This window comes from Paenibacillus andongensis (assembly GCF_025369935.1).
GTDB lineage: Bacteria > Bacillota > Bacilli > Paenibacillales > NBRC-103111 > Paenibacillus_E > Paenibacillus_E andongensis.
On sequence record NZ_CP104467.1, the window covers coordinates 6,453,619 to 6,469,923 of the forward strand.

Genomic DNA, 16,305 nt, shown 5'->3' on the forward strand with positions numbered 1-16,305 from the left:
TCTACATCCTTTCCGTCACTTTTTTTCCAAGCATGCCGGTTGGTTTCAAGACAAGCAATAAAATGAGAATCATAAAGGCAAATACGTCCTTCCACTCGCTTCCGAGCGCATAGGTGCCGAATGTTTCTAGAAGTCCGAGCACAAGGCCGCCTAGCATGGCACCCGGGATGCTGCCGATTCCGCCGATGACCGCTGCAGTAAACGCTTTCAAACCAAAAATGAAACCCATCATGAAAGTGATGGTACCGTAGTACGTTGCGTTCATCATTCCTGCCGAAGCTGCGAGCGATGAGCCTACAAAGAACGTAAGCGCAATGACACGTTTCACATTGATACCCATCAAGCTGCATGCCGTCTGATCAAGGGCGATTGCCCGCATCGCCTTCCCATAAATGGTTTTATGGATAAACAGCTGCAGTCCGACCATGAGTAGAACGGATATGATGATGATGCCGATCTGCGTATAAGTGATTTGGGCACCCAACAATTGAAAACCTGCCGTCGGGAGCGTAATTGGCATGATGTGCGGCTTGGAGCCGTATGCTGCCATCACGCCGTTTTCAAGAACAAGCGACATGCCTACCGCGGTAATGAGAATGGACAGCTTCGGTGCCTTCAACAGAGGACGGTAAGCAATCCGTTCAATACCCATCCCGAGAAATCCGGTTACAACCATCGAAATGACAAAGGCAGCCACTAATCCTAGTACGCTTCCTCCCACCCCAGTAAGCTTCGCAAGAACCGTATAGCCAACGAAAGCGCCGGCCATGAACACGTCTCCATGGGCAAAGTTCAGCAATTTGATAATGCCGTAAACCATGGAATAGCCCAGAGCGATTAAAGCGTAGAACGAGCCGATGATGAGCGCGTTGATCAACTGTTGAATAAACAAGTCAGTCGTTATTTGCAAGGCGGGCACTCCTATTCCTGTTAGAATGGGTACGGCGCCATCTGGCACCGTACCACTCCAAAATTGTTTTGAAAATCTCTATTATTCAGCTTTCAAAAAGCTGCCGTTCTTGATTTGCAGCATCACGAAGTTTGATTTTTTCAACGTACCGTTGTCATTAAAAGCTGTTTGATCGGAATTCAGAGTCTTCAGATCCGTTTTCTTCAAAGCAGCTGCGATTGCGGCTTTATCCGTAGAGCCCGCACGTTTGATTGCATCGGCCATGATGTTCATACCGTCATATTCAAGTGCGGAGTAGGGACCCGGCTCCTGGTTGAATTTCGCTTTGTATTCATCCGTAAACTTCTTCGCTTCAGGCAGCAAATCTGCTGTTGGCGGCGTTGTGATGAAGGCTCCTTCAACTGCGCCTTTGCCAGCAATCTCGACGATTGTTTTGTCGTTCGCTCCGTCACCTACACCGATAATTCCGCTAACGCCCTGCTGCTTGAATTGTTTGATAAACAATCCGCCTGCTTTATAGTAAGCCGTCCAATACGTTGCGTCCGGCTGAGCTTGCTTCAGCTTGGAAACAAGCGGGGAAAAGTCGGTTTCATCCGGATTGATTGCATCATAGACGACAACTTGTCCGCCTGCAGCGGTAACTGCCGCTTTTGTGCGTTCGGCTAAATCTTTCGCATAACCGGAATTATCGTGAATGATGGCGATTTTTTTCGCGTTTTTCTTTTTCATCATGTAATCGGTTGCAATTTCGGCTTGGTGAAGAGTCGTACCGTTGATCATGAATATTTCCGGGAACTTCTGATCGGAGATTTTCATCGAATTCGCGGCAGTAATGACCATCGGGATTCCGCTTTGATGGTACACGCCTGTTGCCGGAATCGTAGCCCCGGAGCAATAACCGCCCACAATTGCGGTAACGCCTTGAGATACCAGTTTGTTAGCGGCCGCCGTCGCAGTTTGCGGATCGCAAGCGTCATCTTCCGCAGTCAGTTTGATCTTTTTGCCGTTGATTCCGCCCGTCCCATTGATTTTCTCGACAGCGAGTTCAGCAGCTTGTTTCATATCCTGTCCCATTTTCGCTTCGTTACCGCTTAGAGGAAGCTGCAGTCCAATCAAAATGTCGCCTTCGGCAGCTTTACCGCTGGAGGTCGTCGAGGTCGTTCCTTGTCCGCAAGCACTCAAAATCATCAAACTCGTGATAGCGCTTACAACAAACATGTTTTTAATTCGGTTCTTCATAGTAGACCCCCTAGTTTTGTGTTCATTGCTCATTCTATACACAAATTAGAAAAAAGTGTACAAGAAATATTTTACATTTGTGTTTAGTGTGTATATTATTTGAGTAATTCATTGTTGTTCTTGAACATTTTTACACATTTCTTCCAAACTGAAAAGCCCTTCTAAATCTTCTAATTCTCCTATTTCTTCAAAAACCAGCAAACAAATCAAAACTCAAGGAAACATAGTAACTGATCGAATGTTTTTATATTCCACAATCTCGCTTACCTTGCAAAGATCCATAGCTAACTATCTTAACTAAGCTAAGCTTCGTCCCCTATCCCCTATCTCCTACTCCTACCTCCTACCTCCTACCTCCTATCTCCTATGCGGTCGGTCGGTCGGTCGGTTGGTTGGTTGTTACTTGTTTGCTCGAATCAGCAGAACGTGTATGAAAATGGTTGTTCAACGGAAATTGTTCAATCACCCCCTCCAATTTACATTATTTTTAAACAATGACTGTTCAAATTTAAAATATTAGTGTATATTTCAATTACACAATTAAACAACATTGTTCAATTATTCTGGGGGAATCATACATGGAAATGATGCTGAGAAACATGTTTCAATCCTTGGGCAAAAGCCGCTCTGCGAATCGATTAGCCAAAAAGTACGGCCTTCGGTTTGGAGCCGCCCGTTTTGTAGCCGGTGAAACCATCAAACAATCGATTGATGCTGTAAGCGGTCTCAATAAGGATGGTAGAATCGCGACTTTAGACCATCTAGGAGAATTCGTTTTTAGCGAAGAAGAAGCTACATTGTCCGCTGATATGTGCATACAAACATTAGATGCTATTGCCAGCTCAGGCGTACAGTCCAATCTTTCGTTGAAAATGACATCACTCGGCCTAGATATTAGCAGAGAGCTTTGCGTAAGCAATATGAAACGAATTCTGAATCGAGCGCGTCAATATGGTAATTTTGTTCGGATCGATATGGAGGATTACGCGCACTGCCAAGTTTCTCTTGATATCTACCGTGAACTTCGTGAAGAGTTCGACAATGTAGGGATCGTGATTCAAGCTTATCTGTTCCGAACGGAGCAAGACATCCAGGATTTGAGTGCGATTAGAGCCAACTTGCGTCTCGTTAAAGGGGCCTATAAGGAGTCCCCTCAAGTTGCTTTTCCAGAAAAGAAAGACGTCGATGAAAATTATAAAAAAATCATTCAAATGCATTTGAAAAATGGTCATTACTCGGCAATTGCCAGCCATGATGAAGCGATCATTAACTTCACGAAACAATTCGTAAGTGAGAATGGAATCTCCATAGATCAATTCGAATTTCAGATGCTTTATGGCATTTGTGAAGAGATGCAGAAGCAATTGGTTAAGGAAGGATACCGGGTCCGCGTCTACGTTCCCTATGGTGTCGATTGGTTTGGATATTTTATGAGACGGTTGGCCGAACGCCCAGCGAATGTCTGGTTTGTTCTTAAAAATATGTTTAAATAAGCCCACAAAGGGAGAGGAGAACGAATATGAGCACATATACAAAAGTAACCCCTTATGCAAACGAACCCTTCACTAATTTTTCTTTGGATGAAAATAAGCAAGCCATGGAAGCCGCTATTGCGAAAGTGAAATCGGAATTAGGTCAAGAGTACCCGCTATATATTGGATCAGAGAAAGTAGTTACGGAAGCGAAAATCAAATCCATTAACCCAGGTAATGTGGATGAAGTGATTGGTTATGTGAGCAAAGCGGATCAGGCACTAGCGGAAAAAGCAATGGGAGCCGCTTTGGCGACTTTCGAATCTTGGAAGCGCGTTCATGTAAGAGAGAGAGCGGAATACTTGTTTAAAGCGGCAGCGCTTATGCGTGAACGTAAGCATGAATTTTCTGCGCTTATGATCTTGGAATCAGGTAAGAACTACGTAGAAGCTGACGTAGATACTGCAGAAGCCATTGATTTCATCGAGTTCTACGCTCGGGAAATCATTCGTTTGAGTGAAATCAATGAGACTCAGCCGTTAACCAAAATTGCCGGTGAAGACAATAAGATTTCCTATATCCCACTTGGTGTTGGCGTCATTATTCCGCCTTGGAACTTCCCGCTCGCTATCTGCGTGGGCATGACGACAGCTGCAGTTGTTTCAGGTAATACGGTTCTTCTTAAACCCGCTTCTACAACGCCAATCATTGCGCACAAGTTTGTCGCTTTGATGAGAGAAGTAGGACTTCCAGACGGTGTGATCAATTTCATTCCGGGAAGCGGTGCTGAAGTTGGCGATTATTTGACGACACATCCGAAGACTCGTTTCATTAGCTTTACAGGTTCTAAAGAGGTTGGTCTACGCATTAACAAGTTGGCAGCGGACACGGTTCCAGGTCAGATTTGGATCAAACGCGTCGTTGCTGAAATGGGTGGAAAAGATGGCATTATCGTCGATGAAACGGCTGATCTGGATGCAGCAGCATCTGCGATTGTCGCATCAGCGTTCGGATTCCAAGGACAGAAATGTTCGGCTGGTTCCAGAGCGGTTATTGTGGAATCGGTGTATGACGAGGTTGTAGAAAAAGTAACCGCTTTGACGAAGCAGCTGCAAATCGGGCTGCCAGAAAATAATTTCGCTGCAGGTCCAGTTATCGATAAGACTTCGTACGAAAGAATTTTGGAGTATATCGAAATCGGGAAACAAGAAGGCACTCTGCTTGCCGGCGGTGAGAAGGCTGAAGGAAACGGCTATTACATCCAACCGACCGTATTCGGTAATGTGAGCGGCAAAGCAAGGATTATGCAAGAAGAGATCTTCGGACCCGTGCTCGCTATTGCGAAAGCGAAAGATTGGCATGAAGCAATCGCGATGTACAATGACACCGAGTTCGGGTTGACAGGCGCTTACTTCTCCACGGACGAGGAACGTATCGCTGAAGCTCTAGAGACCGTGCATTGCGGTAACTTGTACATCAATCGCAAATGCACAGGCGCGTTGGTCGGCGTACACCCGTTTGGCGGATTCAATATGTCAGGTACAGATTCCAAAGCTGGCGGTTATGACTACCTCCTGCTCTTTACACAAGCTAAATTAACGTCCCGCAAAATGTAAGGCTGTGTGGGGCCCTCTATCATTCAATGGAGGGCTCTTTTTTAAGAGTATTTCTCAACATATATATATTAGGGGGCTAATAAGATGAGCGTTAAGGTAGAAAACGTGGAAAATGTAGATGTGTTGGCAAGAACGCAGCTGGTGATTGAAACAGCATTGAAAAAAATGGGGTACGCGGACTCCCTTTATGAACTGCTTAAGGAACCATTGCGCCTATTGACGGTACGAATCCCATTAAAGATGGATGATGGATCGGTTACCGTATTTACAGGCTATCGCGCTCAACATAATGATGCGGTTGGACCAACCAAGGGGGGCGTCCGCTTCCACCCAGATGTTACTGAAGAAGAAGTTAAAGCGCTTTCCATGTGGATGAGTATCAAATGCGGCATTACCAATCTGCCTTATGGTGGCGGCAAGGGCGGAATTCAATGTGATCCGCGTTCCATGTCTTTTCCAGAGTTAGAGCGGCTCAGCCGGGGCTATGTTCGCGCTATTAGCCAAGTTGTCGGTCCCACCAAAGACATTCCGGCACCTGATGTATTCACCAATTCGCAGATTATGGCATGGATGATGGATGAATACAGTCATATCCGCGAGTTTGACTCACCCGGATTTATTACAGGCAAGCCGCTGGTTCTTGGCGGATCTATAGGACGTGAAACGTCCACCGCATTAGGTGTAAGTATTGTGATGAATGAGGCTGCTAACGTTCTTGGGATTCCTATCCAAGGTGCGAAAATTATCGTCCAAGGGTTTGGCAATGCGGGTAGCTATTTGGCCAAGTTCGTGCATGATGCGGGCGCTAAAGTGGTAGGCATTTCAGACGCAGTTGGTGCATTGTATGACCCGAATGGACTAGATATTGATTATTTGCTGGATAGACGGGATTCTTTCGGAACCGTTACGAATTTATTTCCTAACCGTATTACGAATAAAGAGTTATTAGTTCAGGAATGTGACATTTTAGTGCCAGCGGCTATAGAGAATCAAATTACGGAGGAAAACGCTTGGCAAATCAAGGCGAAGCTGCTGGTTGAGGCAGCTAATGGACCAACTACTACTATCGCGACAGAAATTTTAACGCAGAGGGGCATCATGATTGTTCCTGATGTTCTAGCCAGCGCGGGTGGTGTAGTGGTATCATACTTTGAGTGGGTTCAAAATAATCAAGGTTATTATTGGACGGAGGAAGAGGTTAACGAGAGATTGCATAAAATTCTGGTTGATTCCTTCCATAACGTTTATCGAACTTCACTAGAGAAAAAAGTGGACATGCGTTTGTCAGCTTACATGGTTGGACTGAAGCGCATGGCTGAAGCTGTAAAGTGGAGAGGTTGGGTATAAAGTGGCACAAACAAGTATTATTTTCCGTTTAGAATTAGATCATAATAAGGTTAGTTTTGGCGATGTAGCGGCTGCCATCAGCAAGTCCGGAGGAGATATTACCTCTATTGACGTGATACGTCCAGGTCATGATTTCTCCATTCGGGATATTACAGTCGATCTCTCGGATAAGGATGAAGCATTAATCGCTGAGTCTCTGAAACAACTTGAGGGCATTAAAATTATCAACGTCTCTGATCGCACCTTTCTCGTGCATTTAGGTGGCAAAATTACGATTCAGCCGACACTTCCGATCAAGAATCGCGATGATTTATCCAAGGTATATACCCCAGGTGTTGCTCGAGTCTGTACGGCGATAGCTGAAAATCCGAAGAAAGCGTATTCACTTACCATTAAGCGAAATACGGTGGCAGTTGTTACAGATGGTACTGCTGTTCTAGGTTTAGGCGACATTGGCCCGCATGCGGCAGCTCCGGTTATGGAAGGTAAAGCCATGCTCTTCAAGCAGCTCGCTGGCGTAGATGCGTTCCCGATCTGTTTGGATACACAGGATACCGAAGAAATCATTCGCACGATCAAAGCGATTAGTCCTATTTTCGGCGGTATTAACTTGGAAGACATCAGCTCTCCGCGCTGCTTTGAAATCGAGGATAGGCTCGCTGAAGAGTTGGAGATCCCAGTCTTTCATGATGATCAGCACGGAACAGCCGTCGTTGTGATCGCGGGACTGCTCAATGCACTTAAAGTCGTTGGCAAGCGGATTGAAAATATCCGTATTGTCGTTAATGGAATAGGTGCTGCAGGTGTTTCGATTTGCAAAATGCTGCTTCAGGCGGGCGTTACGCACCTGGTTCCTGTAGATCGGGAAGGCGCTATCGTGCGCGGCGGGACTTACACTCACCCCATGTGGCAGTGGCTTGCCGAACAGCCTCAGGTGGAATCGACAGAGGGAACCCTTCAAGAAGTGATTCAAGGCGCAGACGTATTTATCGGGGTGTCAAGAGGTCGCCTATTGAAAGAAGAAGACGTGAAGAAGATGGCTCCTCAAAGCATCGTGTTCGCAATGGCCAATCCCGAACCTGAAATTACGCCGGAGGAGGCGCTCCCGCATGTTGCTGTATTTGCTACGGGACGAAGCGATTATCCGAACCAAATTAATAACGTGCTTGTATTCCCAGGATTATTCAGAGGCGCACTGGACTGCCGAGCACGGCGAATTAATGAGCCGATGAAGCTGGCCGCGGCGAGAGCGATTGCTTCCGTCGTTTCAGGGGCAGAGCTCAACCAACATTACATTATCCCTAGTATTTTCAATGAGCAAGTCGTGGTACAAGTGCGCAAAGCTGTGATTGAAGCGGCTATTTTAACGAATGTTGCTCGGAGAACCCCGCCAGAGTTTAGGTAATGGTAAAATAACCAAACAAGAACAAGGAGCAGTTTGCTACGGCGAGCCTCTTCTTGTTCTTTTTTTCTATACTAATCAATCGCGTAAGTCATCCATTAACCTATTTTCAAGACTTCTGCATAAGCTCCATCTCCTAAGATTATACATAAGGTATTAGAACTTCTGGAGGAGTGTGTCGGAATTGTCAAATGAATTTGTTAGTCGTTCGTTGGATGAGATTCGATTCTGGTCACGTATTATGAAAGAGCATTCCTTATTTCTGAAGCTGGGATTTCGCTGTGAGGATACGCAATTAATCCAAGAAGCCGATCATTTTTATCATACTTTTGAACAAATCGAAGGCAAATCCTATGCATTCACGGAGTTAACTGATCCTGAAGAAATCAAACGCTTTAACATGGAGGCTCACTTTGCCGCAACTCATATTTGGGCTTTTAAAAGAAGGGTCTTAGGTCTCATCATCCAATGTAAACTTCCTGGCGGTAACAATTTCCCTTTATTAGTTGATCATACCAGCCGAGAGGCCAATTATTTTAGAAATCGCTTAGAGGAATTAAATACAGGTCGATTAGAACCACTGCCCGATGCCATCATTGATGAAAATGTCTTCTTTTTGAGAATAATGGCTGACCATGCGAAGTTCATCGGACATCTCCTTGATCCGTCTGAACGGAAACTCGTTGAGCAAGCTCGCAGCTTTAGTCAAGATTTCGACCAGCTGCTCTTTCAAGCCATTGATTTAAGCGGTATGCGTCCTGGGTCCCAAACGGAGCCGCTTCTCGACCAATTCCTTGATCAGAATCGCGTTTCTGTCGTTTCTCTGCGTGATTTCAAAAAAACAGCTAGGGATTTAATCGAAGCTTGTCGTATCAAAAGTATCATTCATCCTTTACTGGCTGACCATGTGTTTCGTGAGGCTGAAAGATTTCTAACCATCATTGATATGTTCGAAGCAAGCCTAACAAGAAAACAAAACTAAATTTAATCTACATATTTACAAAAAAAGCTCGCTCTCCGAGGCAACTACGGCCTCGTCGGGCAAGCTTTTTTATTATTTACGCATAGCGTCTACGATCAGTTGGCCCATTGCAAGAGTACCGATGGCTTGGCTCTTGTCAACCGCGATGTCGCCTGTACGGTGACCCGCATCCAGTACTTCTTTCACTGCACGCTCAATGGAATCCGCTGCTTCGTGGTAACCGAATGTCAAACGGAACATCAACGCTACCGAAAGAATGGTTGCGATTGGGTTGGAGATACCTTGACCTGCAATATCCGGAGCGGAGCCATGTACCGGCTCGTACAAGCCGAAGCTGCCTTCGCCGAGAGAAGCGGATGCCAACATCCCGATGGAACCTGTCAGCATGGCTGCTTCATCACTCAAGATGTCGCCGAACATGTTTTCAGTCACGATGACGTCGAAGCTGGATGGGCGGCGCAGCAATTGCATCGCACAGTTATCAACGAGCACGTGCTCTAGCTCAACATCCGGGTAATCAACGGCAATGCGGTTCACAGTTTCGCGCCATAGACGGGAAGTTTCAAGAACGTTCGCTTTGTCTACAGAAGCAAGCTTCTTGCGACGTGTCTGTGCGATTTCAAATGCTTGACGAGCAATACGATCGATTTCTGTAACATTATAAGCACAAGTATCGACAGCTTCTTGACCATTCGCTGTTTCACGACGGAATTTCTCACCGAAGTAGATCCCGCCAGTCAATTCACGAACAACGATCAAATCCGTTCCTTCCAGCACTTCAGGCTTGAGCGTGGAAGCTTCTTTCAAGCAGTCGAAGATGAAAGCTGGACGAATGTTAGAGAATAATCCAAGCGCTTTACGAATACCGAGAAGGCCTGTTTCAGGACGAAGCTCTTTGGAGTTGTTATCCCATTTCGGTCCGCCAACAGCTCCTAGAAGTACAGCGTCTGCCGATTGGCAAACTTTCAACGTTTCTTCCGGAAGCGGTGTCCCTTTCTCATCAATCGCAATCCCGCCGAACAAGGCGTGCTCTGTTTCAAATTGATAACCGAATAATTCTTCGGTACGTTTCAATACTTTTTCCGCTTCTGCAACTACTTCTGGACCAATACCATCTCCAGCGATTACAGCAATTTTTTTCACATCTGCCATGACTGCCATTCACTCCTTAGATTAGTAAACCTGCTATTGAAAGCATTTACTATCGTTATATACTGCTAACATTGTATCATAAGTAGCCCCTCTTCTTTAGATATAAAAGCTATCGCATTTATAGGTATCACCTATCAACATTTTTCAATTACTATTCGGAAACCCCTATGCTTTTGATGATTACTTTAGGTGAAACATTTACCGTTGCTTCAGATAGCGCTTTTCCCCAGGTATCCTCTACCTTCTTCCAGTCTTTATTCTGATATGCGCGTACGCGAACGCCAAACTGAAAAGGATCTATTTGATATTTTTGAGCTTTCTTGATTAATGCCTCGCATTCTTTTTTTAACTCTTTTTCAATGACTTGTTCTAACTGTTTTTTCTTCTCATCTAAGTTGAGGGCAAAAGTGCGCTCCGTCAAATCGATCTGAACCTTCATCTTAATGTCGATTGTAAGATCGCCACCTTCGAAATTTGCCTTCATCTTAGGCTTTGCCTTTTTTATATTGAAACTCACATAGGACAACTTTTCATCCGTATGGAACATTTCAGGAGGGATATGAAACGTTAAGGGTATAGGATTTTTCACATTTCGCTGTAATAATAGGAGAAGAGAACTTTCTTGATGATTCAAAGAAGCCGCGTAGGTGCCGTCTTTATGTAAAAGAACCGTACCTGAAATAACGAGGTCATTTTTCTCTACTTTCATTTCGGTTAAAACAGGCGTCATTGCTTTATCCTTTATTTGTTGATGAAATTCCTGCAGCGAAGTTTGTACGGTAATCCTGCTCTTATATGAGCTTTCTGCCAGTTGTTTAATCACGTTGGAGATTAAGCCTTTATCACTCATGTTCGTATACATCACATCTTTAACGGTCCCATCAACCACAATCACATTCGCATTAATCTCATTTCGGGAATCGCGGAAGAGAACATCCATATAGGGAAATGCATTTCTGTGCTGCAGCAGTCTTTTTCCTATAAGAACATTTTGCGATTTTCCGTAAGCAAGGGTGCCGCTCGTTTTACTATCAATTTCCCCTTTTGATTTGCGCATCGTATTAGCCCTTGTGGATGTGATTTTAAATCTATCTTTGGCTTCTTTGTTGAAGACAGGCGTTGACGTATATACGATTAATTTATTATTCTCATCAAAATCTAAAGCTTCCGTAAGAACAAACTGTTGATTCTCTAAATAAACGGTATTACCGCACCCAGTTACAAACAATAAAACGGCCATTATTAAAAAAATGGAATTGCATTTCTTCATTGTCGTTGTTCCTTTCTATTGCGCTGAAAAAGCCACCCGTAAATCCAAAGGAAAATCGGGAACACAAAAGCGAAACATAAACCTATCGTCCCCTGTGATGCGCCCATTAGTGTAATTTGAGAAGAAGTTGGGATAAAAAAGAATGACATTACGATCCATAGGATCATATTTATCCGTATTGTATTTCGATGATCCTGCTTGCCAAATAAATGACTCGTTCCTAATGCAGCCATGTAGGTGTAAGGAATAATCGTCATAAATATGATAAACAAATAAAAGGATAAGCAGATAATCTCCAGCCGTTCCAAAAAAGGCAAATGAATAACCTTCAATAAGTTGAGCACAGGATAGACGTAATCTGTCACCTCAACTGGAGAAAATTTAACAAAACAGATGACTGTAATCGTTAAATAAATAATCATAGATAAGGTATTTGCAACAACAATTCCCTTGGATGCTGATTTCTTGTCCCTTAGAAAAGGATAAAGAATGAAAGCCAGTTCAAATCCCAGGAAAGAAAATACGGTTGATTTTATGGAAGAAAGAATGGGAAATAGTCCTCCCTTTCCAATCGGAAGAAGGTACATCCACTCTATATCCTTTAATGTTAATAACAACAAGAAAGGCATCCATAAAGTGATCATAAAAACAAACTCAGCAAAGAGTCCGATCACCCTTATTCCCTGCTTGGTAATCATATAGATGGGAACGATAAACAGGATCATTAAGATGAAGTTCTGTATATCTGGAACGATCCAAATCTTTATGATGTGAATCGTTGCAAGCATGATAGTAATTGCTGAATAGGCCGCGAATAGTATCCATGCTGCTATTAAACCTTTACCCACCCAATTACCAAAGTATTTAGTTAAAAGTTCGAATAACGTATACTCGGGATTTTTCTCCATAACTCTTATGATGACCAAGCTTACCAGCACAGACACAATCCAACCCAGTACAATGGATATCCATCCGTCGGTACCTGCATTTTTAGCTAAATCGCGGGGAAGGGACAGGACACCGATCCCAACTTGGGTTTCACATATAATAAAGATGTATTGTTTCAAGGAGATTTGATTCATCGAATATTTGCTCATTCGGAAACTCCAATACTCTTGATGGCAATTTTTGAAGAAATATTTACTGTTGCTTCAGATAGAGCTTTTCCCCAATCACCCTCTACCTTCTTCCAATTTTTATAATCTTTTGCCCGTACATAAATCCCAAAACCAAAGGGATCTACTTGATACTTTTGAGCTTTCTTGATTAAGGCCTGGCATTCTTTTTCAAGTTCTTGTTCAATCGCTTGTTCCAGCAGTTTTCTCTGTTTCTCCATGTCTAACTTAAACATGCGTTCCGTTAAATCGATGGGAACCTTCATCTGGATATCGATTGTAGGATGGATTCCTTCGAATTTTGTCTCGAATTTAACCTTTACCCTTTTCATATTGAAACTCACATAAGACATTTCTTCATCCGTATGAAACATCTCAGGAGAAAGGTGAAACGTTAACGGTATGGGATTGTTCATATTGCGCTGCAACAATAACATTAGAGAACTTTCTTGTTTATTCAAAGAAGTAGCATAAGTACCATCTTTATGTAAAAGAGTAGTCCCTGAAATAACGAGATCATTTTTCTCTACTCTCATTTCAGTTATGCATGGCGTCATTGCAGTATCCGACATTTGTTTATGAAATTTCTGCAGTGTAGTTAATACTGTAATTCTGCTTTTATATGTACTCTCTATCAATTGTTTGATCACAGCACCTAATCGGCCTTTGTCATTCATATTTGTATACATCACATCTTTCACAGACCCGTCAACTACAATCACATTTGCATTAATTTCATTTTTAGGATCGCGAAAGAAGACATCCAGGTAGGGCATTACATTGGTTTGCTGCAGCATTTTTTTCCCTATAAGAATACTTTGCAATTTCCCAGGTGCAATATTACCGTTTATTTTCGCCTCGAGTTTTTTCTTCGCTTCACGCATCGTATCCGCAGTTGTGATTGTAATTTTAGATCTATCCTTAGCTATGTTACTGAAGACAGGACTTGATGTGTAGGCGACCACCTTGTTTTCATCATCCAATTCTATCCCCTCAGCAAAAAGAAACTGTTGAGTCTCTATAAAAACCGCCTTGCCGCACCCGGTTAACCCTACTAAAGCTGCCCATATTAAGAAAATGCCCTGCCATTTCTTCATTGTTTCTGTTCCTTTCTAGTGAGATGAAACAGCCATCCGTAGATCCATAGGAAAATGGGGAACACAAAAGCGAAATAGGTACCTGACGTCCCCCACAATTTGCTTATTTGAGTTATTTGGGAAGAAGAAGGATGTAGAAAGATTGACGCTAGGATCCATAGGCACATGAGTATTCGTAAAACATTTCGATGATCCTGCTTGCCGAATAATTGACTTGTTCCTAGCACAGCTGTGTAGAGGTAGGGAATGATCGACATAAATAGCAGAAACAAATAAAAGGAAAGAAATGTGATTTCCAACCGTTCTAAAAACGGCATCCGGATGAGCTTTAGTAAGTTGAGCGTGGGATAAGCGTAATCTTTGATTTGATCTTGAGAAAACCTAACAAAACAGATAACTGTCACCATGACAAATGTAAGCATGGATAACGAATTAGCAATAATAATTCCTTTAGACGCGGCTTTCTTGTCCTTTAGAAACGGATATAGAATAAAAGCCAGTTCAAACCCAAGGAAAGAAAGGATCGTTGATTTTACGGTAGACAAAATGGGAAACAATCCTTCTTTACCGATTGGAAGCAGGAATAGCCAATGGGTATCCTTCAATGCATAAAACAACAAGAACGGCATCCACAAGGAGACTATAAAAACTAACTCTGCGAAGAGTCCGATCACCCTTATCCCATGCTTCGTAATCATATAGATGGGAATGATAAACAGGATCATCAAGATAAAGTCTCGGATATTCGGTAGGATCCATATCTTTATGATATGGATCGTTGAAAACAGGACCACACTTGCTGCAAATGCCGCATACAGACTCCAAAGAACAGATAAGCTTTTACCCACCCACTTGCCAAAGTATTTGGATAAAAGTTCGAATAACGTATATTCGGGGTTTTTCTCCATAATTCGGATGATGACTAAGCTTAATAACATAGACAATATCCAACCCAATAAAATCGATATCCATCCATCGTTACCGGCAGTTTTAGCTAAATCGCGGGGAAGGGATAAGACACCGATCCCGACTTGCGTTCCAAATATAATGAAGATGTATTGTTTCAAAGAAATTTGATTAAACGAATATTTTTTCATGGTTGATCTTCACCTTCTCTGTTTGCACCCTGTCTTGTTAGTTGAGTTGGATCGGCCGAGAGCGGGCGTTTTTTCATTTTCCACATAGGGACTCTAATCCATACATCTTTCCAATCAGAGAGTCGGATGGGAGTGATCGGACTTCCATAGGATATTCCGAACGATTCCATCGAGATAAGGTGAGCCCCAATAATCATCAGACCTATCACAATGCCTACCATACCGAACAAAGAGGCCATAATCATCATGGGAAAGCGGAGCAATCGCAGCGAAGATGACATGTCATAATCAGGGATAATAAATGAGGAAATTGCCGTGATGGCAACGATAATCACCATAATATTACTTACAATTCCCGCTTGGACCGCCGCCTGACCGATGACAATACCCCCTACGACACCAATTGTTTGCCCGATAGGCCCTGGAAGTCGTAAACCTGCTTCCCTTAACATCTCAAGGGCTATCTCCATTAGAAATGCCTCTACAATCGGAGGAAAAGGTACCTTTGCTCTGGATTCTCCAATCGATACCAACAAATCCAAAGGAAGTACTTCATAATGAAACGAAACAATGGCTATATATACAGCCGATAAAGAGATCGTCGTAATTAAGGCTAGATAACGTAATATACGTAGAAAAGTGGCTATGATCCAGCGATTGCTGTAATCATCGACACTTTGAAAGAATGCCGAAAAGGTTACAGGAGCAACGATTACACTGGGAGAATGGTCGACGATAACGACTATTCTTCCTTGCAAAATATGAGCCGCAGCAGAATCCGGACGTTCCGTCATGATTAACTGTGGAAATAAACTGATGGGATGATCTTCTATATATTCCGCTAATTCTCCGGTATTTAGAATGGCATCCACATTAATTTGAAGCAAACGGTCCTCCATTTCTTTCACGAAATCAGGCTCCACAACATCTTCGAGATACATCACAGAAACTCTCGTATTTCCCCGTGATCCGACGTTGTATTCTTTTATTTTCAATTCCCGATTAGGAAGATAACGTCTGATCAAGGCAATATTCTGCCCCGATGTCTCGACAAATCCTTGGTGTGATCCCTTTAACGTTGATTCGATTTGCGGCTCTTTAATCGCTCTCTGTGGCCAGCCCTGCGTACATAAAACAAGCGAACGCTCTTGCCCGTCAATAAATAGAATGCTTTGGCCTTGGAAAATAAATTGTTCAATTTGGGACCAGAAAGATGCAATTTCTGTTTTTGCAATCGTAGTGGAAGAGTTCCAAATATCGTTAACCGATTGGATTTCATACATGAGCGGTTTTAAGATGTTATTATTAATCGCTGATTTATCAATGAGCCCTTCCAAATAAACAAGTACAGCATTTTCCCCTGTTCTTAATTGAAACTGACGAGTAACAAGATCTGGGGCATGACTAAATAAGGCGTGTAGGGTAGTCAGGTTATTTTCAAGGCTCCCTGAAATCGGTTGATTATTATAATTGGATGATTTCTTGATTGGAGCTGATTTTATGCCATTTAACCATCTACGGATCGTCCCCATCTCTGCACCACCATTCTGATAACATGTACTCAATAGTTTCCCATATTAAGGCAGAATTATTCGGATGCCAACGT

Annotated in this window: 13 protein-coding genes; 5 read left to right on the top strand and 8 right to left on the bottom strand. The window is 43.1% G+C overall.

The features are described 5' to 3' along the window. Nucleotide 1 precedes the first annotated feature (1 nt). Entirely contained in the window at nucleotides 2-910 is a 909-nt protein-coding gene (locus NYR53_RS28775; protein ID WP_261302490.1) for a branched-chain amino acid ABC transporter permease, read from the bottom strand. 81 nt (nucleotides 911-991) lie between these two features. Continuing rightward, on the bottom strand, nucleotides 992-2,149 hold the full coding sequence (locus NYR53_RS28780) for a branched-chain amino acid ABC transporter substrate-binding protein (protein ID WP_261302491.1): 1,158 nt from the start codon (nucleotides 2,147-2,149) through the stop codon (nucleotides 992-994). 578 nt (nucleotides 2,150-2,727) lie between these two features. On the opposite strand from NYR53_RS28780, the gene NYR53_RS28785 reads away from it, so the two are divergent. From NYR53_RS28785 to NYR53_RS28805, 5 genes are all read left to right on the top strand, one after another. After that, nucleotides 2,728-3,642, top strand: a complete 915-nt coding sequence (locus tag NYR53_RS28785; RefSeq protein ID WP_290428968.1) for a proline dehydrogenase family protein — start codon at nucleotides 2,728-2,730, stop codon at nucleotides 3,640-3,642. Between the two features lie 26 nt (nucleotides 3,643-3,668). After that, on the top strand, nucleotides 3,669-5,237 hold the full coding sequence (gene pruA, locus NYR53_RS28790) for an L-glutamate gamma-semialdehyde dehydrogenase (protein WP_261302492.1): 1,569 nt from the start codon (nucleotides 3,669-3,671) through the stop codon (nucleotides 5,235-5,237). Nucleotides 5,238-5,321: 84 nt separating this feature from the next. Continuing rightward, nucleotides 5,322-6,584, top strand: coding sequence for a Glu/Leu/Phe/Val family dehydrogenase (locus NYR53_RS28795; protein ID WP_261302493.1), 1,263 nt, complete (start codon nucleotides 5,322-5,324; stop codon nucleotides 6,582-6,584). 1 nt (nucleotide 6,585) lies between these two features. Next, entirely contained in the window at nucleotides 6,586-7,989 is a 1,404-nt protein-coding gene (locus NYR53_RS28800) for an NAD-dependent malic enzyme (RefSeq protein WP_261302494.1), read from the top strand. A 181-nt stretch (nucleotides 7,990-8,170) separates the two neighbouring features. Beyond that, complete coding sequence (locus tag NYR53_RS28805; RefSeq protein WP_261302495.1) at nucleotides 8,171-8,968, top strand: DUF2935 domain-containing protein; 798 nt, start codon at nucleotides 8,171-8,173, stop codon at nucleotides 8,966-8,968. A 72-nt stretch (nucleotides 8,969-9,040) separates the two neighbouring features. Here NYR53_RS28805 and leuB read toward each other — a convergent pair whose 3' ends face one another. The 6 genes from leuB to NYR53_RS28835 all read right to left on the bottom strand — a co-directional run bounded on the left by leuB (nucleotide 9,041) and on the right by NYR53_RS28835 (nucleotide 16,231). Continuing rightward, on the bottom strand, nucleotides 9,041-10,120 hold the full coding sequence (gene leuB, locus NYR53_RS28810; protein ID WP_261302496.1) for a 3-isopropylmalate dehydrogenase: 1,080 nt from the start codon (nucleotides 10,118-10,120) through the stop codon (nucleotides 9,041-9,043). A 151-nt stretch (nucleotides 10,121-10,271) separates the two neighbouring features. Then, nucleotides 10,272-11,390: a Ger(x)C family spore germination protein gene (locus NYR53_RS28815; RefSeq protein WP_261302497.1), complete on the bottom strand. Its 1,119-nt coding sequence runs from the start codon at nucleotides 11,388-11,390 to the stop codon at nucleotides 10,272-10,274. After that, nucleotides 11,387-12,487, bottom strand: a complete 1,101-nt coding sequence (locus tag NYR53_RS28820) for a GerAB/ArcD/ProY family transporter (protein WP_261302498.1) — start codon at nucleotides 12,485-12,487, stop codon at nucleotides 11,387-11,389. Before NYR53_RS28820 ends, NYR53_RS28815 begins: the two co-directional genes overlap by 4 nt. After that, on the bottom strand, nucleotides 12,484-13,602 hold the full coding sequence (locus tag NYR53_RS28825) for a Ger(x)C family spore germination protein (RefSeq protein WP_261302499.1): 1,119 nt from the start codon (nucleotides 13,600-13,602) through the stop codon (nucleotides 12,484-12,486). Before NYR53_RS28825 ends, NYR53_RS28820 begins: the two co-directional genes overlap by 4 nt. Further along, nucleotides 13,599-14,699, bottom strand: coding sequence for a GerAB/ArcD/ProY family transporter (locus NYR53_RS28830; protein ID WP_261302500.1), 1,101 nt, complete (start codon nucleotides 14,697-14,699; stop codon nucleotides 13,599-13,601). Before NYR53_RS28830 ends, NYR53_RS28825 begins: the two co-directional genes overlap by 4 nt. Beyond that, nucleotides 14,696-16,231, bottom strand: a complete 1,536-nt coding sequence (locus NYR53_RS28835) for a spore germination protein (protein WP_261302501.1) — start codon at nucleotides 16,229-16,231, stop codon at nucleotides 14,696-14,698. The genes NYR53_RS28830 and NYR53_RS28835 overlap by 4 nt, the downstream gene beginning before the upstream one ends. Between the last annotated feature and the right edge of the window lie 74 nt (nucleotides 16,232-16,305).